The following is a 21,939-nucleotide window of genomic DNA, read 5'->3' on the forward strand; positions in this document are numbered from 1 at the left end:
CGCGGCCGCGCTCAATTACGCGCCGGTACTGTTGCCGGCGCCCGCGCCGTATTCAACGAAATCCGTTGCCGCGTTCCATTTACGTTCTAGGCTCGACCCCTCGGCGATTGGGGCTAATCGGTGCTGCTCTTCGTGAAGAGCTAACCTTCAATGCGCGCGAGTTATCCGAGCGCGACTACTCGATGTGATCGAGGGGCTCGACCCCGGCAGGCGCCAGGTCGGAGGCAGGCAGCAACAGGCCGCCGCCTCGGACCTTTGGCTGGAAGCTTACGAAGCCGATCCGCTTGTAGAACGGCACGACAGCTTCGCTGATGGGCTTCAGGGTGAGTGCGGGAACGTGGGCTATGTCGTTGATGGCGGCGAAGTCGCTCAGCACGCGCCCCATCAAGATCATGCCTAAGCCGTTGCCCTGGAGACCTCGGTGAACGGCGAGCCACTCTAGGTTCAAGGCGGCGAAGTGGTCTTGGCCAAAGAAAGCCGGCAACGCCTTTCTGTTCAGGCCATGGACCGCGAACGCCAGCGCGTAGAAGCCGATTGGGTAGTCGAACTGAGGCGCGTGGGCGACAACCACACGGCAGCGATCCTGGTGGTGGATGGCGGCCTTTTCCCGGAACCAGCGGTCGATCATATCCTCGCCGCACACGAACTTCCCGTACGCCCGCCCCGGAGCGTACGGCTCAAACGTGATTTCGCTAGGGTCGAGCGGCAGCGCCACCGGCTATCGAGGGCGGCGAGCCACCGTCGCGGCGTAGGCTTGATAGACCTTCTGGAGCGCAAGACGCGTCTCGCCAGCGTTGGGACGGACGCGATCGACAAACTCCTGCACGCGCGCCGTTTGGCGAGCGGTGCTATCGTCGTTGCGGGTCCACGGCACGGCGGCCATCACGGTCCTCCAAAGCCTTTAAAGGCTGTCTGCGCCAGCGCGCTGGCGTCTTCGATATGTGGTTTTAAAGCGTATGTGAGTCAACATCGTGTTGAAAACTCACCATCGCGTTGAAAGTGTCTCCACTTTCGTCACGGAGATTGCCGACAACGTTTTCAATACCGTCCCTGGCGGCCGAGGCGAGTACGCCGCGCGCTAAGGCATTATCGACTTAGCCAGCGGATCGATCCCGTCGGGTTGGACGAGTAGGCGATGGCGCAAGTTCGACTTTGCCGGCGACTTGGTTAGGCTGAGCTATGAGCCAGGAGCATCCCGTCTATGCCTGACCCGACGAGCCCGGAACCTGACCTGACTAAGGAAAGCGGCGCAGGGGCTGGTGATGCGCCGACGCCGATCCGTTTTCCCGAACTAAAGCTCGCCGGCTTCTCGATGGACACAGCCGCAAAGGGCGAGGTCGCCGAAATTCTTGTTCGGTATGGGACGACCTCCGATCAGCATTTCTTCCATGTCCTGGTCAAAGGGTTCGCCGGCGTCCTGCGGCATGAACTGGCCAAGATCGGCGCAGCGGCCAACATCGAGGCAGCTGGCTTGGTCCTGGTTCACATCCACGCCGACGACACGGCCGACTTGTGGGTGGATCAGGTCGAAGTCGAGATGTCTGCGCGCCTCAAGCGGTCCGTTGAGAAGGGTGATCCCATCTATGAGGACGCAATCCTCGACGTGGTGGCGACGCGATTTCCTGGGCTGGTCTTTTCCAATCAGGACCGGGTCATCGTCCTTTTCCGGGAAGGATGGCGGTTTGGATTGTACTTTGATCTGAGCGGGGAGTTTGACCAGGCCTACATGGAAGCCACACTCGCGCGGCTCTACCGCACCATGTTGTTCTTTGAGCGCTATGCCGCGCTGGGGGAAGCCAGCGTCTCTGCGAGCCTGACAAACGAAGGCTGGTTTCCCTTCCTGGAACTGCACAACGACGAGTTCCGCTCGCTTTACAATGCCGTGCTCGAGGCGCGCGACCTTGGCCGCTGCAACAAGGTCATCGTCGGCAACTTCGATGCTGGCAGGATCGACGCGCTGGGCGGACGCTGGATGTCCAATCCGCATTTCGCAAAGCGGGAAGTGGTTCTCAGATCTGGCCTTGAGAGCTACAAGCGCGCCGATCCGGTCGCGGCGATCAAAACCCTGCTCACCGAGCTGGAGGGCATTCTCCAGGATGGCCACATCGCCGTTCACAGCACCAACGCCAAGACCGGCGCACTGTTGAAATTCGCCGGTCTGGCCGGCGCGCAGAAGGCCGGGGCGACTGACACCCTGTTCTTCCCAACCGAATTCCAGGGCTACCTGGAAAGCAATATGTTTCGAGACTTTGATCCCCTCATTGGCGACGCGATAGCCTCGCGACACGGCGCTGCCCACGGCGCCGCGCCGCCAGACGCCTATACTCAGGTGCGAGCCTTGCAGGTCGTCCTGACGCTGGACCAGATTTGCCACTACCTGTCCTGATGGGGGGAGGTCTCAACATCGTCGAGGCCGGCGCCGTCTGCGGTCGCGCCTCGCGCCTCGATGTCATGCGAGATCGTCTTGCCTTTGGACAGCCTTCGGCCAAGAGCGTTCAGGAAATTCTCGTAGCGCTCCTTTCCCTTGGCCTGTTGGGCGGCGAGGGCTGCTTCGGGCAGGGCTAACGTGTTCGCCAGCCAGAACCGTACGAAAAGCGCCAGGGCCTAACTGGCGATCACCGTCTGTTGCTTGATGCGATCGGCTTGGTGCGACAGGCGGTCGAGCCTGCGGCTGGCTGAACTGGGCCGAAGCTGTCCTCAATGCACAAGGCGCTCGGGCGCGTGATATGGCGGTGGGGGGGCGGATGGCCGTGCTCGCCAAGTCGGCCGTCCGAATCAGACCGCCGTTCTACCGCCGTCACGCGCAGGGGCACGAAATTGCCGAACGCAGAAAGTGGTGCGGGGGTCAGTGCGGGGGTTGAGTCTCGCGGGAGATTCCGCAAACTCAATAAATACAACGATTTAGATGATGGTGGTGGCGGTGAGAGAGGGATTCGAACCCTCGATAGAGTTTCCCCTATACACGCGTTCCAGGCGTGCGCCTTCAACCACTCGGCCACCTCACCAGCGCACTGCGAGTCGGGGGTGGTTGAGACCCCCGGCGCGGGAAGGGGCGCAATATACTCAGGCAGCGACTCGTAGCAAGCGCCGTTACAGGGTGAAACCGGGCCTGCGACGACTTATATCGGGGCTTAAGAAACTCCCGCCTCCGAAAGGCCCCGTCCCATGCTGTTCAAGAAGACCCTGGAACTGCCGACCGCCGACACCGCCCTGCCGGGCCGCCCGGCCGCCATCCCCACCGCCGACCTCCACTTCATCAACGGCCATCCGCTGAAGGGCCCCTATCCGGACGGCCTGGAGACGGCGGTGTTCGCCATGGGCTGCTTCTGGGGCGTCGAGCGGGTGTTCTGGCAGGTCCCGGGCGTCTATGTGACCGCCGCTGGCTACGCCGCCGGGATCACGCCCAACCCGTCCTATGAGGAAGTGTGCAGCGGCCGCACCGGCCACACCGAGGTGGTGCTGGTGGTGTTCGACCCCAAGGCCGTGACCTACGAGACCCTGCTGAAGACCTTCTGGGAGAACCACGACCCGACCCAGGGCATGCGCCAGGGCGGCGACATCGGCACCCAGTACCGCTCGGGCATCTATCCGACCAACGACGCCCAGGCCGCCGCGGCCATGGCGTCGAAGGAGGCTTACCAGGAAGCCCTGTCGGCCAAGGGCCTGGGCGCGATCACCACCGAGATCGCCGCCGCCGGCCCGTTCTACTTCGCCGAGGACTATCACCAGCAGTACCTGGCCAAGAACCCGGGCGGCTATTGCGGCATCGGCGGCACCGGCGTGACCTGCCCGATCGGCGTGGGCGTCGAGGCCTGATGACGCCGAAGGCCTTCCACGAGGCGGCCATGGCCTTGCCCGCCGCGACCATGACCGTCCAGTGGGGCGACGACCAGGTCTACAAGATCGGCGGCAAGATGTTCGCCGTCATCGGGACCGGCGTCACCCACGGCGGCGGCGCGTCGCTCAAGGTCTCGGACGTCGCCTACGAGGTGCTGACCGAGACAGGGCGCGCGATCGCCGCGCCGTACCTGGCCCGCGCCAAGTGGGTGAAGCTGGAGGACCTGGCCTCGTTCGACGACGCCGAGGTCGCCGACTGGCTGAAGACGGCCCACGCGCTGGTCGCGGCCAAGCTGACGAAGAAGGTTAGGGCGGAGCTGGGTCTGTAAAGAAGACCCCCTCAGTCGCTCCGCGACAGCTCCCCCAGAGGGGGAGCATCTGAAGCGACAAGATCCTCCCCCTCTGGGGGAGGTGGCCCGGAGGGCCGGAGGGGGTCTTCCCCAGACTAAATCCGGTCCTCCGGCGGATCGCCCGCCAGCCCGCGCAGGTGCGGCCCATGCACCACCGGCTGGCGCTCGAGGATCTGGCGCACCTTGCGCACGGCGGCCGAGGCGCGGCTGCGGCGCTGGCGCCAGACCAGCAGGACCAGGGCGCCGATGCTGGCCGCCAGGAAGGCGTAGGGACCCAGCAGCCAGGCGGCCGCCGCCAGGGCGAAATAGTAGCCGCGCACCCCGGCGTTGAAGGCCGACAGCGCCGGGTTGAGGATGCCGCCGGCGGCCTCGGCGTATTCGGCCAGCACGGCGGGCGGGGCCCACATCGGCGTCGCGCCGATGGCGGCCAGGCAGTAGTTCATCTGGCGCAACGCCCAGATGAAGTCGAGCAGCCCCCGGGCCAGGGTGAACAGCACCAAACCGAGCTTGATCTGGAACATCACCGGCGTGGTCTGGGCCAGCACCTTCAGGCCCTCGACGCTTTTCAGCGCCGCGTCGCCGCCGAACAGCACGCCGGCCGCCGCGGCGATCAGGATCAGGTTCGACGAGGCGAAGAAGCTGGCCGAGTTGATGGCGTGGCCCAGCAACTGGCCGTCGAGCAGCGCGACCTCGCGCACCGCCATCTCGGTCATCCACCGGCGGCGGATCACCGTCATGTCGGTGTTGATCAGGTTCTTGCCCTGTCCCAGTCGCCGCAGCAGCGGCTCGTAGAACAGCCAGGCGAAGACGAAGAGGCTGAGGGCCAGGATGTCGAGAATCGGCATGGGCACGCTGTTGGGGAAACGGGAGTCGACGACAGGGGATATCGGGGCGAGCGCCGGGGTCAATCCTCGGCGATCAGACTATGTCTGGCGGTGTCACGCAGCAGGACCGCGACGACTAGGCCGACGCTCATGATCCCCGCCACGTAGAGATAGAAGCCGCTCTCGATTCCGGCGTGCTTGAAGGCCAGGGCGACCATCTCGGCGGTGCCGCCGAACAGCACGTTGGCCACCGCGTAGGGCAGGGCCACGCCGAGCGCGCGCACGTGGGCCGGGAACAGCTCGGCCTTAACCACGGCGCTGATGGCGGTATAGGCCGACTGGATGGTCATGCCGGCGACGATCAGGGCCAGGGCGACCGGAACGGAGTCGGTGGCGGCGATCCCGCTCATGATCGGCCAGATGGTCAGGGCCCCGCCGGCATAGGCGGCGATCAGCATCGGCTTGCGGCCCAGCTTGTCCGACAGCCAGCCCGACAGCGGCTGCAGCAGCATGAAGACGATCATGCTGATGGCGCTGATCTCCGAGGCCTGGGCCTTCTCGAACCCGGCTGTGTTGACCAGAAACTTCTGCATGTAGGTGGTGTAGACATAGAAGGTCAGCGAGCCGCCGGCGGTCAGGCCCATGATCATCAGGGTCTCGCGCGGATGGCGAGCCAGCAGCGGCGCGACCAGAGTGGCGAAGAAGCCCACGAGGAAGACCCCCGCCAGCACCTGCGGCACGAGGCCGGGCTTGGCCAGGATCCAGCCGCCGGCCGCCAGGGTCAGCACGAAGAACAGCAGGGCGAGATTGCGCTGGGTCTTGCCGATGCTTTCGGCCGGCTTGTCGGCGGTCTTGAACGAGACGCTCTCTTCCAGGCCGCGCCGGATCCAGAACACCACCACGGCCAGGGCCGCGCCGATCACGAACGGAATGCGCCAGCCCCAGTCGGCCAGGTCTTCCTTGGCCAGGGTTCGTTGCAGGATGATCAGCACCGCCAGGGCGATCAGCTGGCCGGCGATCAGGGTCACGTAGTGGAAGCTGGACCAGAAGCCGCGACGGCTCTTGCCGGCCATTTCGCTCATGTAGGTGGCGCTGGCCCCGTACTCGCCGCCGACCGACAGGCCTTGCAGCACGCGGGCGATCAGCAGCACGGCCGGGGCGAACAGGCCGATGGTCTTGAAATCGGGCGTCAGGGCGATGATCAGCGCCCCGACGCACATCAGCGACACCGAGACCGACAGCGCGGCGCGCCGTCCGGCCCGGTCGGCGTAGTGGCCCATCAGCCAGGCCCCGACGGGGCGCGCCACGAACCCCAGGAAGAACACCGCCGCCGCTTGCAACAGCTGTACGGTCTGGTCGCCTTTGGGGAAGAAGTGAGGCGCGAAATAGAGGGTGAAGGCGGCGTAGGCGAACCAGTCGTACCATTCGACCAGATTGCCCGCCGAGCCGCCGAGAATGGCCCTCGCGCGCGCCGACGGGGTCAGTGATGGAGCCGCGGGCTGGTCCTGCGGCGCGACGGCGTCGGTCATCCTGGCTTCCCCCCTGTCGGCCCAAGCCGTGTTGGCTCGGGCCGTTGGAGTTGACCTTAGGCGAAGACGCCGCCGCGCTCCAAGCGGGCTTTGAGCGCCGTCAGATCCTGCCGATGAGGACCAGGATGATGATGATCACCAGAACCAGGCCCAGGCCGCCGCTGGGGAAGTAGCCCCACGAGCGGCTGTGGCCCCAGGTGGGCAGGGCGCCGACCAGCGCCAGGATCAGGATGATGATGAGGATCGTGCCGAGCATTCGGATCTCCCGTCTGGCCGGGCGGACCGCGTTCGGCGCCTCGGCTTCGGGGGAGGGAATGCAACCTGCGCCGCTACGGTTCCGCGACGCGTCTCAGGCCTAGCCGCCGGGGGCGTCGTGCGCCTTGCGCAGGCCATTGGCCCACAGGGCGCCGATCACCGCGCCCTTGACCCGGGGCAGCAGCATCAGGGTCAGGCCGGCCAGGGGCAGGATGGTCAGCGGCACGACCAGCCAAGGCGAAGCCTGCCAGATGAACGGAAACAGCAGCAGCGGCGCGACGAACAGGTGGCCGATGATCAGTATGGTGAAATAGGCCGGGCCGTCGTCGGCCGGATAGGCGGCCAGGTGATGGCCGCAGACCTCGCAGTCGAACTCGACCTTCAAGTAGCGCGCATAGAGGCGTCCCTCGCCGCAGTTGGGACAACGGTGGAGAACGCCGCGCTTCATGCCGGTCAGGACGCTGGGTACGGGTCGGTCGGTCATGGCGTCCATATGGCTCCGGCGCCGCTATGTGCAAAGAGCACTTTCGGTCGCATGTGCGCTTTGGAAGCAGATATTACGCCCTGAAATAGGCGATCTCGGAAAGAATTCATCCTCCGCGTTCATCGTGCGCGAATGAACTTTTCAGCAAGGTTAATGCTTCGCCGCGTCTGGTTAAGCTTTGGCTGCTGAACGCTGTCGCGGGGGTTACTTGCCGCGCCGGTGGCAAGTCTGAGTGACCATTGAGGCCAGTATGGGGCGGCGGGCGCCGTGGCTGTAGGCGAGCGGCGCGCCGCGTCGGAGGACGGGCGCGCCGAGGTCGTCGAACCTAGTGCTTGGCGTCCTTGGCGGTGTCGGAGACCGCGCGGCCGGCGGCCGAGACGTCGCGGCCGACGCCTTCGATGGTGTTGCAGGCCGAGACCAGCAGGGCGGCCGCGGCGGCGGCCAGGACGACGAACTTGCGCATGGGAAATCTCATAGAGGGGGAGGGCGCGCGGAGCTTAGCCGCCCCGCGCGCCGCTTCAAGGTGGAGTTTCCGGCGCGGGATCAGCGGATCCGGCGCAGCGAGCTGACCCGCTCGTTCATGTCGGGCGAGAACTGCACGATGTCGGACGACACCCGCCAGCAGCGGCCGCCGTAGTTGATGTCGTCGCACAGTTCCCAGTCACCGCCCTGGACCCGGATCGAGGAGGCGCGGTCGTTGAAGTTGAAGGCCCGCAGATCGGGCGTGTCGCCGTTGATCTCGACGGAGCGCTCGCGGAAGCCGCCGTCCTGGTACAGCACGACGCCGCCGCGCCATCCGCCGCCCTGGCCGGGGTGTCCGCCGCCGCCGTAGCAGACCAGGCGTCCATCCTGGTTGGTCATGTCGCCCCGGCAGTCGGCGTCGGCGCTGGTCCAGTTCCAGCGGCCGCGGTCGTTACGGCACTGGGCGGTCAGTTCGCGTCCGCGCACGGCGGCGTCGCGGCAGCTCTCCAGATACGAGCCGCGCGGCAGCGTGCCGGGGCGTCCGCCGCCGGACAGGCAGACCAGCCGGCCGTTCTGGTTGGTCATGTCGCCCCGGCAGTCGGCGTTGGCGCTGGTCCAGACCCACTGGTTGCGGTTGTCGCGGCACTGGGCGCTGATCTCGCCCCGGCGGACGGTGATGTCGCGGCAGCTGTCCTGGTAGGAGCCGCGCGGCGTCGAGTCCGGGCGGCCGTAGCCGCGATCCTGGGCGGAGGCCGGGGCGGAGACGGCCAGTGCGGCGCCGGCGAGGGCGAGCAGGGCGAGGGCGGGGCGCATGGCGGGGTCTCCCGAAAGGCGTTTCATCGTTGAGGCCAAGCTAGCCCGTCGCCGCGTGAACGCCACCTGAATGATCCGCTGGCAGGGCGACTGTCGCTTCGCGAGCGTTGGCCGCGTGTCGCCTGGCGCCTTGAGAAGGCCGCGCTTGATCGCCATTGTTCAGCTCATGCGCGCGTCCCTTCTCGCCCTCCCGATCCTGCTGAGCCTCTCCGGCGCGGCCCTGGCCCAGCAGCCGCCCCGGCCCGAGCCGACGCCGGTGTCGCCGGTGACGGTGATGCCGCCGACCCTGCCGCCGAAAGTCACGGCCACCTGGCCGGCGGCGGGTGAGGCCGTGGCGCCGGGAATCCTGGTGCTGAAGGTCGCCTTCGACCAGAAGATGACGCCCCTGGCCTGGAACTACGCCGACGCGGCCGGCGGCGAGCGGCCCGAATGCGTGCGGGCCCCGCGCCTGCTCAACGACGGCAAGACCTTCGTCCTCCTGTGTCGCACCAAGCCGGGCAAGAGCTATGCGGTCGGCTTCAACGCCGTGCGCGACGGCGGCTTCGCCAACGAGGCCGAGAACCCCGCCCTGACCGCACAACTGGCCTTCACCACCAGCACCGCGCCGTCGGTCTACACCCTGAAGTCGGCGATGAAGGCGGCCGGCCTGAAGGACGACGAGGCCCCGATCCAGGAAGCGCCGCCGTTGGTCGCCGCCAAGCCCTGAGCGTGTGATCACGCGTTGTTTCGGAACCGTTACAAACCGGGTCGCGTTGGTTGAGCGGGCAGGGGCCCTCCGACGGAGCGCAAATATGAAGACCAAGTTCGCCTATCTCGCCGCCGCCGCGACCCTTTCGATCGCTGGCGCCGCCTATGCGCAGAGCACCGCGCAGGACACCAACACCACCAATCCGGCCGATCCGGCCGCCGCCGCGCAGCCGCCGGCCTCGACCACCACGCCGCCGGCCGCCACGACGCAGCAACCGCCGTCGACGACCAGCAGCACGACTTCGACCACCACCACGACCACGCCGCCGGCTGACTCGACCACGGCTGGCGCCGCGGGCGCCGACGCCGCTGGCACGCCGTCCTCGGCCACCGTGGCGGCCAACGTCGCGGTCGGTTCCGAGATCAAGGATCCCTCCGGCGCCGTGGTCGGCACGGTCAGCGGAACCTCGACCGGCGCCGACGGCTCGGCCAATGTCGTGGTCAGCAGCGGCGACAAGAAGTTCGCCCTGCCCAAGGCCAGCCTGAGCGCCGGCGCCGACGGCAGCGTCAGCACCACGGCGACCAAGGCCCAGATCGATGCGGCCCTGGCCGGCGCGGCCGCGCCGAAGTAAGGCGCGTTCTCGTCAGGGACGCGAACTAACACCGCGTCTTCTTCCGACCACGCACGAGGCCCGCCCGGCATTGCCGAGCGGGCCTCACGCTGCTAGCGATGCAGCGTAAACTTAGGCGGTCTCCGCCAGTCCGCTGAGATGAGGTGTGTCGGATGGCTCCGGCCAAGAAATCCAAGGGGCGCGGGTCGAGCGCGCTGTTCTGGGATCTGTTGACTTTCGACCGACTGGTCACCGGGCCGGTCATCCACCTGATCTACTGGGCTGGCCTGGGCGTGGTGGCCCTGTTCGCCTTTTCCGTCGTCGGCGCGGCCGTGGGCCTGGCGCTGAAGGAGCGCGGCGTCGCCTCGCTGCTGCTGGCCTTCCCGGTGCTGATCGCCGGTCTGCTGGTCGCCGCCGGCCTGGTGCTGCTGTGGCGCGCCTTCTGCGAGTTCTACGTCGCCGTCTTCCGCATCAGCGAGGACCTGCGCGCCCTGCGCCAGGCCAACGACGCCGACCACGCCGTGGCCACCAGCGTTCGCGGTCCGGGCGGCTAGCCTCGCCTGAACGCCTCGACCAGCGCCGCCGCGCCCGCCTTGGGCCGGCCGGCGTCGTCGAACGGCGCGGGCGCGTCGGCGGCGTTTTCCTTCTTCAGCCAGGAATCCCTGTCGCGCAGGCCCCACAGGGTGAAAGCGAAGCGCTGGCGTTCGGGCAGGGCCATGAAGGCCTCGGCCGCCTCGCCATAGGTGCGGGCCTGGCGCTGTTCCAGCTCGCCGCGGCCGAGGAACTTGTTCTGGGCGCGGACCAGCGACACGTCGAGTTCCGACAGGTGGATCGGCAGGCCCAGGCTCGCCAGGTCCTTCATCATCGTGGTGATCTCGCCGGGCCGGATGTCGGCGGCGACGTGCATCTGGGTCCCGATCCCGGTCAGCGGCGCGCCGGAGGCCAGCAGGCGCTCGGCCAGCTTCAGGAAGGTGGCCCGCTTCCTGGGCATGTATTCGAGATTGTAGTCGTTGAGCAGCAGGGTCGCCGCCGGATCGGCCTCGCGGGCGGTGCGATAGGCCAGGGCGATGTGCTCGAAGTCCCCCAGGCGTTTCGACCACAGGCTCTGACGCCAGCCGTCGCCGTCTTCGGCCACCGCTTCGTTGACCACGTCCCAGCCGACCACCTTGCCGCGATAGCGCCCGGCCACGGCCAGGATGTAGTTGCGATAGGCCTGCTCGAAGCCGATGCGGCTCTCGTCCAGCCGCTCGAAGGCCTCCGGCGCCTGGGCGTACCAGACCAGCACGTGGCCCAGCACGGCCATGCCGTTGGCCTGGGCGAAGGCGACGATCCTGTCGGGGGCGTCGAAGCGGAACGAGCCGTCCGGCTGGACGATGTATTCCATCTTCATCTGCCACTCGGGCGTCAGCTGGCTGATCTGGCGGCGCAGCAGGGCGGCCAGGCCGGGCTCGTCGAGATGCAGGGCCTGCACCGAGGATCCGATCCGGAACGGCGCGACGGCCTTCAGCGGCGGCAGGTTCGCCGGAACCGGCTGGCTCTGCGCCGTCTGCCCGCAGGCGGCCAGCGCCAGGCTGGAGCCGAGCACGGCGCGGCGTGAGACGTCGGACATGGAACCCTCGCGGCGATCTGTCGCGAGGAAAGCATGGGGAGTTTGCGGAAGGGTGAAGTTCATCACGATCCCTCTCCCCCTGGGGGAGAGGGTGGCCTCCCGGAGGGAGGTCGGGTGAGGGGTCTCTCAGAAATTGGCGGAGAGGCCTAGCGCCCCCTCATCCGTCGGCTTCGCCGCCACCTTCTCCCGCAAGGGGAGAAGGAAGTTATCGACCCATCGCCGCGCGGCGCAGGCCCAGCTCATCCAGGGCGGCCATTTCCATCTTGCCGACCTTCTTGGCCAGGGCCGCCTTGGCGGTCTCGGCCACGTGCTCGTATTTCTTGAGGTTCTCGAAGGCCACCGACAGGGCGTCGCGGGCCCCGGTTTCCTCGATCCGGATCTGGTCGATTTCCAGCAGGGCCTCGGCGCGGCGCACCTGCAGGCCCTTGCGGTAGCCGATCATGTACCAGCCGGACGAGGCGTCGCCCTCGGCGCGCTTGAACTCGGCCTCGGCTTCGGCGTCCATCAGCACGACCCGCATTTCGGCGGCCTCGAGACGATCGACCACCTCGGAGAGGCGCTTCTGCAGCGTCTCGACCTCGTGGTTCGAGATGCGGATCAGGGAGGCGGCCCACTTGGTCATGCTGACTTACTCGGTACGAAAAGCGTCAAGCTGCGCTTTGGAGAATCTGGCCGAGGAAGTTGAACGAATCGTCAAGACTCGTGGCTTCGTCGGGGTTCTGGCTGAGAAAAGCTTCGACCGCCGGATTGAGCTGGATGGCCCGGTCGACGGTGGGGTCGGCGCCGGCGCGATAGGCGCCGATCTTGATCAGCTCTTCCATGTTGGAATAGGCCGACAGCACCTGGCGGGCGGACTTCACGATGTCGCGCTCGTGCGGCAGCTGGCAGCCCGGCATGGTCCGGCTGATCGACTTCAGCACGTTGATGGCCGGGAAGCGGCCGCGCTCGGCGATCGAGCGCTCCATGACGATGTGGCCGTCGAGAATGCCACGGGCGGCGTCGGCGATCGGTTCGTTGTGGTCGTCGCCGTCCACCAGCACGGTGAACAGGGCGGTGATCGGGGCGGCCGTGGTGCCGTCGGCGCGGATGGGCCCAGGGCCGGCGCGCTCGAGCAGCTTGGGCAGTTCGGTGAAGACGGTGGGCGTGTAGCCCTTGGTGGTCGGCGGCTCGCCGGCGGCCAGGCCGATCTCGCGCTGGGCCATGGCGAAGCGGGTCACCGAGTCCATCAGGCACAGCACTTCCAGGTCCTGGTCGCGCAGGAACTCGGCGATGGCCAGGGTCATGTAGGCGGCCTGGCGGCGGGTCAGGGCCGGCTCGTCCGAGGTGGCGACCACGACGATGGCGCGGCGCAGGCCCTCCTCGCCGAGGGTCTCCTCGATGAACTCGCGGACTTCGCGGCCCCGTTCGCCGATCAGGCCGACCACGACGGCGTCGCAGGTGGCCTCTTTCGCCAGCATCGACAGCAGCACCGACTTGCCGACGCCCGAGCCGGCGAAGATGCCCAGGCGCTGGCCGCGGCAGGTGGTGGTGAAGACGTTCATCGAGCGCACGCCCAGGTCCAGGCGCTCGCCCACCCGGCCGCGGGCGTGGGCCGGCGGCGGCGGGGTCTTCAGGGGATAGGGCACTTCGCCCTGCGGCAGCGGGCCCAGGCCGTCGATGGGCTCGCCGAAGGCGTTGATGATCCGGCCCAGCCACGCCTTGGTCGGGCGCACCACGGCGCCTTCGGGCATGATCTTGATCTCGGCGCCGGGGGCCACGCCCTCGACGGGGCCGAAGGGCATCAGAAGGGCGCGCGTTTCGCGGAAGCCGACGACTTCGGCCGGCAGGGTCGGCAGGTTCAGGCGCTCGATCTCGACGCGGGCGCCGACGGCCAGGCGGGTCAGCCCGCCCCGCGCCTCGATCAGCAGGCCGTTCACGGCGGCGACGCGACCGAAGATGGTCAGCGGATCAAGACGTTCGACGGCGGCGATGAGACTGCGCAAGACGGCTCCTGGAAGCGACCCGCGCAGACTCGGCCATCATGGTTAATCGCGCATGAAATTCAGTGTTCCGCGACGCCCAGTCGGGTGGTGAAGAATGTCGCAACCTGCCTGTTGAAATCGGCATGGAAAGCGGCCCGATCGAAGCCCGGAGCGCTTGCGCACAAGGGGCCGGGCAGGCGTTGGGCGGCCTGCGGGCCGCAGGGGACGAGAAAGTCGAAATGTCGCGCCCCCGGAACGACGCGGTAATCGTGGGGGCGGGGCAGGGCGCGGTGCACGGCCTCGGCATAGTCCGGATCGGGCAGGATCTCGTCGTCGGCCGCCTTCCACAGCTGCAGCGGCTGGGTCAGGTTTTTCAGGCCCTTACGGTCGAAGGTGAAGCCGAGCGCCGGGGCGGCCGAGACCACGGCCTTGATCCGTGCGTCGTGGGTCCAGGTCGGCGCCAGGGCGCTGGCCGGCAGCGGCTGGCCGGCGCTCAGGCGGCAGTCGTAGTTGGTCGGGTGCTTGAGGCAATGACCCGGAAAGGTGGTCGCGAGACTCGGTTCGCCGCCGGCCGCCGCCAGCACCGTGAAGCCGCCCGACGAGAAGCCGAAGGCGCCGACCTTCGCGGCGTCGATGCGAGCATGCATCGGCGAGGCGTCCAGCATGTAGCCGATCAGCACGCTGAGCTGGCGCGGCCGCTCGGTCATCTCCAGGGCGCGGCTCTGGTCGCGGTAGTTGTCGCCGGTATGGGTCAGGGCGGCGACGACGAAGCCCTTCCTGACCAAGGCGGCGGCGGTGTCGTAGTGACCGCCGAACCAGCCGCCGTTGCCGTGCGACATCACCACCAGCGGCAGGTGCTCGCCGGCGACCGGCGCGCCGGGGGCGACGGGCAGGCTCTCCATGCCGCCGATCGGGCCGGTCTCGGCTGTGTCGGTCGGATACCAGATCCCGACCTCGATCGGCGCGCCGTCCTTCGGATCGGGGGTCGTGACGCGCATGAAGCCGATATGAGGCCCAGGGGAAGGTTCTGCGGCGTGAGCCGCGCCGGCCAGCGCCAGGGCGGCCAGCAGAGGGATGAGACGAAGGGGCGACATGGAAGGCTCCGGTTGAAGAGAGCCCAGCGATGCGGTCCCGGCCCTTGCGCCGCCACGCTTCATGCGTGAATGGGCGAACGGGTTCGCGAAGCGGCGAACGGCGCTATAGATCGGCCATGACCGGCCAGGGCCCCATGCTCGGAACCGCCCGCGAATGGGCGATCGACCTTTCCGTCGCCACCGCGATGGGGGCCTTCCTGGGCATGGTCGGGCCGTTCGGCAGCTACTTCAACGGACCCTTCCCCGTGCGCGCGATCTACTGGATCGGCTGTTTCTGGGCCGGGATCCTGATCTTCGGCCTGCTGATCCGGCTGGCTGCCGAGGCGGCGCGGCGCACGACGATCCCGGCCCCGATCCTGGTGGCGGTAGCGATCCTGGTCGGCAGCGGCCTGCAGGCGGTCGTGGTCGCCCCGGCCGCGACCGCGCTGTGGCCGTTCCTGAAGCGGTTCTCGCCCCTGGACTGGTACGGCCAGTGCCTGGCCTTCTCGGGCCCCCTGGCGGTGGGCTTCACGTTCCTGCGGGCCAGGCTGGCTTCCCAGCGCGCCGCCGCGCCGCTGGTCGTCGCCGCTCCCGCGCCTTCGCCGGCGCCTGCGCCCCTGGTCGCCGCTAGCGTGCTCTATCTGAAGATGGAGGACCATTATGTCCGGGTGCGCACCGAGACTGGGTCGCGGCTAGAGGCCGGGCCGATGGCGCGGGTGCTGGAGGGATTGAGCGGCCTCGACGGCCTGCAGGTGCATCGCTCGTGGTGGGTGTCGCGGCGGGCGGTGGCCGGGATCGAGCGCGACGGCCGCAACCTGCGCCTCCGGCTGGTCGATGGCGAGACCGCCCCGGTGGCCCGCGCCTCGGTGGCCCGGCTGAGGGCGGCGGGATGGCTGGCCGCCGACGAGTCGAGCCTGGCCGGCTGACGGCGTCCGGACGTCGCGATTTCCCTGCTCAAGCTTTGCGAGCGCGCGTCAGAGGCGAAAAATTCCCACTGAAATTCTCGCGACAGAACGCCGCAATCTCGCCGCAAGTAAGAACGTGACCTTGCACCTTCTTAACGCGGCCGTAGCGCGCGAGGCCCTGTTAACCGTTGGGTTTGCTGCGTTTTTAAGGGTTCAAGGCAGAGCTTGAAAACCGCCTGCGGCCAATGTGCGCAACGGTTTCCCGACCGCTTGCACCCGATTCGCAAATCATATTAACCATTCGGCCAGATCACGCGTTCACCATTAACCAGTCTTAAATTAACTGTCCGCCAAACTGGTGGACGGGTTTCACCGGCGGTTGTCCGCCACTGTCGAATAAGCGCCGCCGTCTGGCGGGGAGGGTTCCATGCGGGTACTGCTGATTGAGGATGACAGCGCCACTGCGCAGACGATCGAGCTGATGCTGAAGTCGGAAGGCTTCAACGTCTACACGACCGACCTGGGCGAGGAAGGCGTCGATCTGGGCAAGATCTACGACTACGACCTGATCCTGCTCGACCTGAACCTGCCCGACATGAGCGGCATCGACGTGCTGCGCACCCTGCGCGTGGCCAAGGTCAACACGCCGATCATGATCCTGTCGGGCTCGTCGGAAATCGACACGAAGGTGAAGACCTTCTCGGGCGGCGCCGACGACTACATGACCAAGCCCTTCCACAAGGACGAGATGATCGCCCGCATCCATGCGGTGGTCCGTCGTTCGAAGGGTCACGCCCAGTCGGTCATCAAGACGGGCGACATCATCGTCAACCTGGACGCCAAGACGGTGGAAGTGAACGGCAACCGCGTTCACCTGACCGGCAAGGAATACCAGATGCTGGAACTCCTCTCGCTGCGTAAGGGCACGACCCTGACCAAGGAGATGTTCCTGAACCACCTGTACGGCGGCATGGACGAGCCGGAACTGAAGATCATCGACGTCTTCATCTGCAAGCTTCGCAAGAAGCTGGCGGCCTCGGCCCAGGGCAAGCACCACATCGAAACCGTCTGGGGCCGCGGCTACGTGCTGCGCGACCCGAACGAGCAGGTCAACGCCGCCTAAGATTCGCCCGCGCGAAACCCAAGATTCGACAGAAAGCGCCCGCTGCTTGCAGCGGGCGTTTTTCTTTGCGTTTCAAGGCGTTAACCATGTCCGTGACAAAAGGTCCGAAGCACCGGATAGTCCTTGATCGGCGGCGGCCGCGCCGTCATGTTCCGGCCCGACGATTGCTGGGGGGCTTCCCGGCCGTGCCGTTCCTGTACGAAAACGGCATCGCTACCTAACGGGGGACCGATGCAGGAATTTGATCCGCGACGCCCGACGATGCGTCTCGCGCCGCGGCTGTTCACCGCCGTCGCCGGCCTAGCCGCCCTGGCCCTGGGCTGGAAGCTGACCGCGGGCGACTCGCCCCAGACCGTGGTCGCCGCCCATGCGCCGCTCGACGCGGCCGCCATGGTGGCCCTGCAGCATGTCGCCTTCGCCCAGGCCGAGGCCCAGCCCGGCTTCGACCGTCCCGAGACCGTTCCCGTCAAGGTCCAGCCCGGCGAGACCCTGCAAGGCGCCGTCCAGCGCGCCGGCGTCGGCGCCGACGAGGCCCAGCAGGTGGTCAGCACGCTGCAAAGCGCCATGGACACCGTCAACATCAAGGCCGGCATGGCCTTCGAGGCCGCCATCGCCCGCCGCCGCGACAATGGCCGCGGCCCGGCCCGGCTGGTCGGCCTGTCGATGCGCACCAGCCCGTCCTCGACCGTCACCGTGTCGCGCACCTTCGACGGCGCGCTGAAGCTGCGCGAGATCGAGGAAGAGGTCCGCGACGAGACCAAGGTCTCGTGCGGGGCCATGAACGGCTCGTTCTACGAGAGCGTGGCGGCCGTCGGCGGCAGCCCGGCCGTGGTCAGCCAGGCCGCCAAGCTGTTCTCGCACAAGATCGACTTCTCGCGCGACATCAAGGACGGCGACCCGTTCTGCCTGGTGTTCGACCGCAAGGTCACCGAGAGCGGCCGCACCATCGAGGCCGGCGACCTGGAATACGCCGAGGTCAAGGGCCAGCGCTTCTACGCCTTCGAGCGTGACGGCAAGACCCAGTTCTTCGACGAGACCGGCAAGAACATCAAAGGCTTCCTGCTGCGCACCCCGGTCGACGGGGCGCGCATCACCTCGACCTTCGGCGCCCGCCGCCACCCGATCCTCGGCTACAACCGCGCCCACAAGGGCGTCGACTTCGGCGCCGGCACCGGCACCCCGATCCTCGCCGCCGGCGACGGGGTGGTGCTGGAGGCCAAGCGCTGGGCCGGCTATGGCAACTGGCTGCGCATCCGCCATTCGGGCAACTGGGACACCGGCTACGCCCACATCTCGCGCTACGCCAAGGGCATCCGCCCGGGCATGCGCGTGCAGCAGGGGCAGGTCGTGGCCTATGTCGGCACCACCGGCATGTCGACCGGCCCGCACCTGCACTACGAAGTCTGGCTGAACGGCCAGCGCGTCAACCCGATCGGCGCCAAGGTGCCCCAGGGCACGGTGCTGTCGGGCAGCGAGCTGGCGGCCTTCAAGGCCAAGCGCGCGCGGCTCGACACCCTGCTGGCCAAGGCCGGCCGCTCGGACACGCGCTACGCCCAGGCCGAGACCCCGGTGCCGGCCGACCTCGCCGGCAAGGGCAACGGCCGCCTGGCGCTGGCGGAGCTGAAGGCTCCGGAAGGCGCGCGGCTGCGGTAGGTTTTCCTGATCCCTCTCTCTAAGAGAGAGGGAGGGGCCCACGCTGCAAGCGTGGGAGGGTGAGAGGTAACAAACTCACCGAATGAAGCGCCGTCGTTGGGCGCTTACCTCCTCCAGATCCCGAAACTTGCGGAACGCCTCGGGCTACCGGCCGACGGTGAAACCTCTCACCCTCCCACCGCTACGCGGCGGGCCCCTCCCTCTCTCTAAGAGAGAGGGAATTTTTTCAGCCGCGCCGGTCCGCCCATCAGCGGGTCGCTGACCGAGTCTCTGCCCGTCTCCACCCGGCCGGCCGCGCGGCGGAGCCAGGAGGGGGCGTCGGGGCAGCGGGCGGAGAGGTTGTACCAGCCGCGGTCGGTCGGCCATTTCAGCGTCTTCGTCGCGCCCGGCGCCAGCGTCGCGCGCCAGGGCTTGCCCGGCAGGCCCTCGACGGCCTCGACCATCACGGTGCGGGGCTTGTCGCCGCCATTGCTGACGATCGCCGTGACCGAGCGGCCATCGGCGGCTTCCCGGATCCGCAGCTCCAGCCCGTCAGCGGCATCGCCCGCGATGTGGCGGTGAAAGCCGTTCGGCCCCAGCAGCCACAGGTCATGGGCGCCGGCCGGCCAGGCGTCCTCCAGCCGTCCGCCCGCGCCCAGGGTGTAGCGGCGCGGGGGCTGGTCCAGCCGCAAGCGGTCATAGACGTGCAGCACCGCGCCGGCCGCGCCGGGGTTGGTCAGGACCAGGCCAGCGGCGCCGTCGCGGATCGCGATCTCGACCTCCAGCCGGTAGGGCAGGGCGCGCGACGGGCGCATCCCCTGGTCCTGCAGCGGCGCGGTCGGCGTCGCCGGCGTCGGCGGCGTAGTGGTCGTCTTCAGGGTGGCCGCGAGCCTGGCCGTCCGCGCCGTCTGCGGCAGGGGCGGTTCGGGTCTGTGGTTGGGCGTCTTGAAGTCGAAGCACGAGGTCAGGTCGCCGCACACCGCCCGCCGCCAGGGCGAGATGTTGGGCTCGGCCACGCCGAACCGCGCCTCCAGGAAGCGGATCACCGAGCCGTGGTCGAACACCTGGCTGTTGACGAAGCCGCCCCGGCTCCACGGCGAGATCACGTACATCGGCACGCGCGGCCCCAGGCCGTAGAGCCGGTCCATCAGGTGGTCGCGCTCGGCCTTGGCCTCGGTCGGGTTGCGCACCAGGTGATATTCCCCGGCCGTATCGACGGTCGAGCCGCCCAGCACGACGCCGTCCGCCGCCTTCGACGGCGGGGCCGGCGGCGGGACGTGGTCGAAGAAGCCGTCGTTCTCGTCGAACATCACAAGCAGAACGGTCCGCGCCCAGACCTTGGGATCGGCGGTCAGGGCCGCGATCACCCGGGCGGTGTAGTCCGCGCCCTGGGCCGGGCTCGACGGGCCAGGATGCTCGGAATCGGCGGCCGGGGCGATGATCCACGACACCGACGGCAGGCGGCCCCCGACCACGTCTTCGGCCAGCCTGTCCAGATGCCAGGTGGTCAGGGCCAGGTCCTTCAGCCGCGTGTCCGATCCCGCCGCGCCGGCCCGGGCGTCGCGATAGGCGGCAAAGCCCGCCAGTGGGTTGTCGGTGAAGTTGTCGGCCATGTCCTGGTAGATACGCCAGCTCACCCCGGCCGCCAGCAGCCGCTCGGGATAGGTGGTCCAGCGATAGGGCTCGGCCGCCCCGCCCTTGTCGGCGAAGTCGTCGTGCGAGTTGGAGATCGAGGGGCCGCCCGCCTGGCCCAGGCCGTCGTTGGTCCCGGTCCACAGGAACAGGCGGTTGGTGTTGGTGCCGGTCTGGGTCGCGCAGTGATAGGCGTCGCAGAGGGTGAAGGTGTCAGCCAGCGCATGCTGGAAGGGGATGTCGGCCCGCTCGTAGAAGCCCATTGCATGGGCGTGCTTGGCGACCGGCCAGCGGTCCATGCGGCCCTCGTCCCAGGCGTCCTGGGCGTCGGCCCAGCCGTGCGGCGTGCCCTCCACCCGCATGTGGGCGAAGGTCTGGGTGGTGTTGAGCGGGAAGGGCGCGACGACCTCGGGGCCGCCCGCCTGGCCATAGGCCTGCAGGAACGCCGTCCCGTCCTTGCGGTCGGGCGCGTCGCGCACCGGGATCGGGAAGCGGTCGCCAAAGCCCCGCACCCCGGCCATGGTCCCGAAGTAATGGTCGAAGCTGCGGTTCTCCTGCATCAGGATCACCACGTGCTGCACGTCCTGGATCGTGCCCTTGCGGACGTCGGCGTCGATGGCCGCGGCCCGGGTCAGGGTGGAGGCCAGCAGCGAGGGCAGGGCGGCGGCGCCGGCCGCGCCCATCAGCAGGCCGCGACGATCGATGACGGACAAAGGCGGGCCTCCCGAGTTCAGAGCCGCCGATAGCACGCGCCGCTTTGCGGTCTCGTGACAATGGGCGGGCGGTTGAAGCCGGGCGGCCGGGAGCCTAGAAGCTGGGCGCAGTTCATCATCGCCGCCCCGCTCGCCGTGGGGCGGCGATGCTTTTTTCGACAAGGCCCCGCCCGTGACGTCCCCCCGCACCGACCTCTACCGAGATAAGCGCTTCGTCATCGGCATGGCGGTGCTGTGCTGCCTGCTGTGGGGCAGCGCCTTCCCGGCGGTGAAGGCCGGCTACGCCCTGCTGCACGTGGCCAAGACCGACACGGCGGCCCAGATGCTGTTCGCCGGCTGGCGGTTCGTGGCGGCCGGGTCGATCCTGCTGGTGCTGGCGGCCCTGTCGCGGAAATCCCTGGTCCCGCCGCGCGACCAGATCGCCAAGGTCGCGATGCTGGGCGTGGGGCAGACCACCCTGCAGTACGTGTTCTTCTATATCGGCCTGGCCCATGAGACCGGCGTGAAGTCGTCGATCATGAACTCCACCGGGGCCTTCTTCGGCGTGATCCTGGCCCACTTCCTCTACGCCAATGACCGCCTGACCCCGCGCAAGGCGCTGGGCTGTCTGCTCGGTTTCATGGGCGTACTGGCCGTGAACCTGGGCGGGAAGGGCTTCGACTTCGAGTTCACCCTGCTGGGCGAGGGCTTCGTGGTCATCGCCGCCTTCGTGCTGGCCGCCGCCTCGATCTGGGGCAAGACCATCTCGCAGAAGATGGACGCCATGGTCATGACCGGCTGGCAACTGGCGATCGGCGGGGCGGTGCTGCTGGCCATCGGCTTCGCGTTCGGTGGCCGTCTGGAAGGCTTCGAGGCCCGCTCCCTGGCTCTGCTGGCCTACATGGCCGGCCTGTCGGCCGCCGCCTTCGCCCTGTGGAGCCTGCTGCTCAAGCACAACCCGGTCGGCATGCTGGCGGTGTTCAACTTCCTGATCCCGGTGTTCGGGGTGCTGCTGTCGGCCCTGTTCCTGCACGAGCCGGTCCTGGCCTGGAAGAACGCCGCCGCGTTGGCGCTGGTGTGTGGGGGGATCTGGCTTGTGACGCGCAAGGGGCGCCCGGCGGCCGCCTGAAATATAACTTGTTTTGCTTAATCGTGGAGATGAGCGCGCCGTGGCGATCGCCTTTAAGGCGAGGGGGTGCAATCCATGCTTGACCCAATCCCGGCGGCCGACGCCGCCGGCCCGATGATCGAGCGCCTGAGAGGCAAGGCCTTGATGCTGTCCGAACGCGCCGCCGTCGTCGGAGAGCGCCAGGCGGATCTCTATCGATGGATGGCCTCGTCCTGCCTGATCCAGGCCGACGTGCTGGAAGCCATCGACGGTAGCGACGCCCAGGCGGGTTCAGAGCCGGATCCCAACGACGATCCTGCGCCTCGCCCCGCCAAGGCCGCCTGACGCCGCC

General features: G+C 68.1%; 24 protein-coding genes and 1 tRNA gene. 11 read left to right on the forward strand and 14 right to left on the reverse strand.

Features of this window, described 5'->3' with window-relative positions; all coding sequences use genetic code 11:
• Window positions 1-175: 175 nt before the first annotated feature.
• Together I4Q42_RS16235 and I4Q42_RS16240 are read right to left on the reverse strand one after the other, a co-directional pair.
• Window positions 176-715: a GNAT family N-acetyltransferase gene (locus I4Q42_RS16235; protein ID WP_198577123.1), complete on the reverse strand. Its 540-nt coding sequence runs from the start codon at window positions 713-715 to the stop codon at window positions 176-178.
• Window positions 716-718: 3 nt separating this feature from the next.
• Entirely contained in the window at window positions 719-883 is a 165-nt protein-coding gene (locus I4Q42_RS16240; RefSeq protein WP_198577124.1) for a hypothetical protein, read from the reverse strand.
• Window positions 884-1,201: 318 nt separating this feature from the next.
• Here I4Q42_RS16240 and I4Q42_RS16245 point away from each other — a divergent pair, with 318 nt between their 5' ends.
• Entirely contained in the window at window positions 1,202-2,386 is a 1,185-nt protein-coding gene (locus I4Q42_RS16245) for a hypothetical protein (RefSeq protein ID WP_198577125.1), read from the forward strand.
• Between the two features lie 529 nt (window positions 2,387-2,915).
• Here I4Q42_RS16245 and I4Q42_RS16250 read toward each other — a convergent pair.
• Window positions 2,916-3,005 (reverse strand) — tRNA-Ser (locus I4Q42_RS16250).
• A gap of 160 nt (window positions 3,006-3,165) precedes the next feature.
• Between I4Q42_RS16250 and msrA the strand changes: the two genes are divergently transcribed.
• A complete protein-coding gene (gene msrA / locus I4Q42_RS16255; RefSeq protein ID WP_198577126.1) occupies window positions 3,166-3,816 on the forward strand; it encodes a peptide-methionine (S)-S-oxide reductase MsrA in 651 nt (216 codons plus the stop codon).
• Window positions 3,816-4,166 carry an MmcQ/YjbR family DNA-binding protein gene (locus I4Q42_RS16260; RefSeq protein ID WP_198577127.1) on the forward strand — a complete coding sequence of 117 codons (351 nt, stop codon included), beginning with the start codon at window positions 3,816-3,818 and terminating at the stop codon, window positions 4,164-4,166. The genes msrA and I4Q42_RS16260 overlap by 1 nt, the downstream gene beginning before the upstream one ends.
• A gap of 116 nt (window positions 4,167-4,282) precedes the next feature.
• On the opposite strand, the gene I4Q42_RS16265 is transcribed toward I4Q42_RS16260, so the two are convergent.
• The 6 genes from I4Q42_RS16265 to I4Q42_RS16290 all read right to left on the reverse strand — a co-directional run bounded on the left by I4Q42_RS16265 (window position 4,283) and on the right by I4Q42_RS16290 (window position 8,554).
• Window positions 4,283-5,032, reverse strand: a complete 750-nt coding sequence (locus I4Q42_RS16265; protein ID WP_198577128.1) for a DUF599 domain-containing protein — start codon at window positions 5,030-5,032, stop codon at window positions 4,283-4,285.
• 59 nt (window positions 5,033-5,091) lie between these two features.
• Window positions 5,092-6,540 (reverse strand): MFS transporter, encoded by a 1,449-nt coding sequence (locus I4Q42_RS16270; RefSeq protein ID WP_198577129.1) that lies wholly within the window; start codon window positions 6,538-6,540, stop codon window positions 5,092-5,094.
• Window positions 6,541-6,640: 100 nt separating this feature from the next.
• On the reverse strand, window positions 6,641-6,796 hold the full coding sequence (locus I4Q42_RS16275) for a DUF3309 family protein (protein ID WP_110118489.1): 156 nt from the start codon (window positions 6,794-6,796) through the stop codon (window positions 6,641-6,643).
• 99 nt (window positions 6,797-6,895) lie between these two features.
• Window positions 6,896-7,288 (reverse strand): DUF983 domain-containing protein, encoded by a 393-nt coding sequence (locus I4Q42_RS16280; protein ID WP_198577130.1) that lies wholly within the window; start codon window positions 7,286-7,288, stop codon window positions 6,896-6,898.
• 316 nt (window positions 7,289-7,604) lie between these two features.
• Complete coding sequence (locus I4Q42_RS16285) at window positions 7,605-7,742, reverse strand: entericidin A/B family lipoprotein (protein WP_198577131.1); 138 nt, start codon at window positions 7,740-7,742, stop codon at window positions 7,605-7,607.
• An 80-nt stretch (window positions 7,743-7,822) separates the two neighbouring features.
• Entirely contained in the window at window positions 7,823-8,554 is a 732-nt protein-coding gene (locus I4Q42_RS16290) for a beta/gamma crystallin-related protein (protein WP_198577132.1), read from the reverse strand.
• Window positions 8,555-8,699: 145 nt separating this feature from the next.
• Between I4Q42_RS16290 and I4Q42_RS16295 the strand changes: the two genes are divergently transcribed.
• The 3 genes from I4Q42_RS16295 (at window position 8,700) to I4Q42_RS16305 (ending at window position 10,406) form a co-directional block, all read left to right on the forward strand.
• On the forward strand, window positions 8,700-9,260 hold the full coding sequence (locus I4Q42_RS16295; RefSeq protein WP_332873094.1) for a hypothetical protein: 561 nt from the start codon (window positions 8,700-8,702) through the stop codon (window positions 9,258-9,260).
• A gap of 85 nt (window positions 9,261-9,345) precedes the next feature.
• A complete protein-coding gene (locus tag I4Q42_RS16300) occupies window positions 9,346-9,873 on the forward strand; it encodes a hypothetical protein (protein WP_198577133.1) in 528 nt (175 codons plus the stop codon).
• Between the two features lie 152 nt (window positions 9,874-10,025).
• Window positions 10,026-10,406: a DUF4282 domain-containing protein gene (locus I4Q42_RS16305; protein ID WP_198577134.1), complete on the forward strand. Its 381-nt coding sequence runs from the start codon at window positions 10,026-10,028 to the stop codon at window positions 10,404-10,406.
• Here the strand turns inward: I4Q42_RS16305 and I4Q42_RS16310 are convergent.
• From I4Q42_RS16310 to I4Q42_RS16325, 4 genes are all read right to left on the reverse strand, one after another.
• Window positions 10,403-11,461, reverse strand: a complete 1,059-nt coding sequence (locus I4Q42_RS16310; protein ID WP_198577135.1) for an endo-1,4-beta-xylanase — start codon at window positions 11,459-11,461, stop codon at window positions 10,403-10,405. The genes I4Q42_RS16305 and I4Q42_RS16310 overlap by 4 nt on opposite strands.
• Before the next feature lie 205 nt (window positions 11,462-11,666).
• Window positions 11,667-12,083 carry a flagellar export protein FliJ gene (locus I4Q42_RS16315; RefSeq protein ID WP_198577136.1) on the reverse strand — a complete coding sequence of 139 codons (417 nt, stop codon included), beginning with the start codon at window positions 12,081-12,083 and terminating at the stop codon, window positions 11,667-11,669.
• Between the two features lie 25 nt (window positions 12,084-12,108).
• Complete coding sequence (gene fliI, locus I4Q42_RS16320) at window positions 12,109-13,443, reverse strand: flagellar protein export ATPase FliI (RefSeq protein WP_198577137.1); 1,335 nt, start codon at window positions 13,441-13,443, stop codon at window positions 12,109-12,111.
• Between the two features lie 59 nt (window positions 13,444-13,502).
• Window positions 13,503-14,516 (reverse strand): alpha/beta hydrolase family protein, encoded by a 1,014-nt coding sequence (locus tag I4Q42_RS16325; protein WP_198577138.1) that lies wholly within the window; start codon window positions 14,514-14,516, stop codon window positions 13,503-13,505.
• Between the two features lie 116 nt (window positions 14,517-14,632).
• Between I4Q42_RS16325 and I4Q42_RS16330 the strand changes: the two genes are divergently transcribed.
• The 3 genes from I4Q42_RS16330 to I4Q42_RS16340 all read left to right on the forward strand — a co-directional run bounded on the left by I4Q42_RS16330 (window position 14,633) and on the right by I4Q42_RS16340 (window position 18,176).
• Entirely contained in the window at window positions 14,633-15,421 is a 789-nt protein-coding gene (locus I4Q42_RS16330; protein ID WP_198577139.1) for a LytTR family DNA-binding domain-containing protein, read from the forward strand.
• Window positions 15,422-15,827: 406 nt separating this feature from the next.
• Complete coding sequence (gene ctrA, locus I4Q42_RS16335) at window positions 15,828-16,523, forward strand: response regulator transcription factor CtrA (protein ID WP_198577140.1); 696 nt, start codon at window positions 15,828-15,830, stop codon at window positions 16,521-16,523.
• 231 nt (window positions 16,524-16,754) lie between these two features.
• A complete protein-coding gene (locus tag I4Q42_RS16340) occupies window positions 16,755-18,176 on the forward strand; it encodes a M23 family metallopeptidase (RefSeq protein WP_198577141.1) in 1,422 nt (473 codons plus the stop codon).
• Window positions 18,177-18,382: 206 nt separating this feature from the next.
• Here the strand turns inward: I4Q42_RS16340 and I4Q42_RS16345 are convergent, their stop codons facing one another.
• Entirely contained in the window at window positions 18,383-20,470 is a 2,088-nt protein-coding gene (locus tag I4Q42_RS16345) for a phosphocholine-specific phospholipase C (RefSeq protein ID WP_408611084.1), read from the reverse strand.
• Window positions 20,471-20,723: 253 nt separating this feature from the next.
• On the opposite strand from I4Q42_RS16345, the gene I4Q42_RS16350 reads away from it, so the two are divergent.
• Together I4Q42_RS16350 and I4Q42_RS16355 are read left to right on the forward strand one after the other, a co-directional pair.
• On the forward strand, window positions 20,724-21,608 hold the full coding sequence (locus tag I4Q42_RS16350) for a DMT family transporter (RefSeq protein WP_198577164.1): 885 nt from the start codon (window positions 20,724-20,726) through the stop codon (window positions 21,606-21,608).
• A gap of 75 nt (window positions 21,609-21,683) precedes the next feature.
• Entirely contained in the window at window positions 21,684-21,932 is a 249-nt protein-coding gene (locus I4Q42_RS16355) for a hypothetical protein (protein ID WP_198577143.1), read from the forward strand.
• Window positions 21,933-21,939: the final 7 nt, after the last annotated feature.

The sequence above is a fragment of the Caulobacter hibisci genome (assembly GCF_016135805.1).
Classification (GTDB): domain Bacteria; phylum Pseudomonadota; class Alphaproteobacteria; order Caulobacterales; family Caulobacteraceae; genus Caulobacter; species Caulobacter hibisci.

Bases quoted from the DNA above. Each gene is read 5' to 3' on its own strand.
- I4Q42_RS16305 (WP_198577134.1), top strand. From the start codon at position 10,026: ATGGCTCCGGCCAAGAAATCCAAGGGGCGCGGGTCGAGCGCGCTGTTC.
- I4Q42_RS16245 (WP_198577125.1), top strand. From the start codon at position 1,202: ATGCCTGACCCGACGAGCCCGGAACCTGACCTGACTAAGGAAAGCGGC.
- I4Q42_RS16345 (WP_408611084.1), bottom strand. From the start codon at position 20,470: ATGGGCGCGGCCGGCGCCGCCGCCCTGCCCTCGCTGCTGGCCTCCACC.
- I4Q42_RS16260 (WP_198577127.1), top strand. From the start codon at position 3,816: ATGACGCCGAAGGCCTTCCACGAGGCGGCCATGGCCTTGCCCGCCGCG.
- I4Q42_RS16325 (WP_198577138.1), bottom strand. From the start codon at position 14,516: ATGTCGCCCCTTCGTCTCATCCCTCTGCTGGCCGCCCTGGCGCTGGCC.
- I4Q42_RS16300 (WP_198577133.1), top strand. From the start codon at position 9,346: ATGAAGACCAAGTTCGCCTATCTCGCCGCCGCCGCGACCCTTTCGATC.
- I4Q42_RS16290 (WP_198577132.1), bottom strand. From the start codon at position 8,554: ATGCGCCCCGCCCTCGCCCTGCTCGCCCTCGCCGGCGCCGCACTGGCC.
- I4Q42_RS16280 (WP_198577130.1), bottom strand. From the start codon at position 7,288: ATGGACGCCATGACCGACCGACCCGTACCCAGCGTCCTGACCGGCATG.
- I4Q42_RS16265 (WP_198577128.1), bottom strand. From the start codon at position 5,032: ATGCCGATTCTCGACATCCTGGCCCTCAGCCTCTTCGTCTTCGCCTGG.
- I4Q42_RS16285 (WP_198577131.1), bottom strand. From the start codon at position 7,742: ATGCGCAAGTTCGTCGTCCTGGCCGCCGCCGCGGCCGCCCTGCTGGTC.
- I4Q42_RS16315 (WP_198577136.1), bottom strand. From the start codon at position 12,083: ATGACCAAGTGGGCCGCCTCCCTGATCCGCATCTCGAACCACGAGGTC.
- ctrA (WP_198577140.1), top strand. From the start codon at position 15,828: ATGCGGGTACTGCTGATTGAGGATGACAGCGCCACTGCGCAGACGATC.
- I4Q42_RS16310 (WP_198577135.1), bottom strand. From the start codon at position 11,461: ATGTCCGACGTCTCACGCCGCGCCGTGCTCGGCTCCAGCCTGGCGCTG.
- I4Q42_RS16275 (WP_110118489.1), bottom strand. From the start codon at position 6,796: ATGCTCGGCACGATCCTCATCATCATCCTGATCCTGGCGCTGGTCGGC.
- I4Q42_RS16355 (WP_198577143.1), top strand. From the start codon at position 21,684: ATGCTTGACCCAATCCCGGCGGCCGACGCCGCCGGCCCGATGATCGAG.
- I4Q42_RS16240 (WP_198577124.1), bottom strand. From the start codon at position 883: ATGGCCGCCGTGCCGTGGACCCGCAACGACGATAGCACCGCTCGCCAA.
- I4Q42_RS16350 (WP_198577164.1), top strand. From the start codon at position 20,724: ATGGCGGTGCTGTGCTGCCTGCTGTGGGGCAGCGCCTTCCCGGCGGTG.
- msrA (WP_198577126.1), top strand. From the start codon at position 3,166: ATGCTGTTCAAGAAGACCCTGGAACTGCCGACCGCCGACACCGCCCTG.
- I4Q42_RS16340 (WP_198577141.1), top strand. From the start codon at position 16,755: ATGCAGGAATTTGATCCGCGACGCCCGACGATGCGTCTCGCGCCGCGG.
- I4Q42_RS16270 (WP_198577129.1), bottom strand. From the start codon at position 6,540: ATGACCGACGCCGTCGCGCCGCAGGACCAGCCCGCGGCTCCATCACTG.
- I4Q42_RS16330 (WP_198577139.1), top strand. From the start codon at position 14,633: ATGACCGGCCAGGGCCCCATGCTCGGAACCGCCCGCGAATGGGCGATC.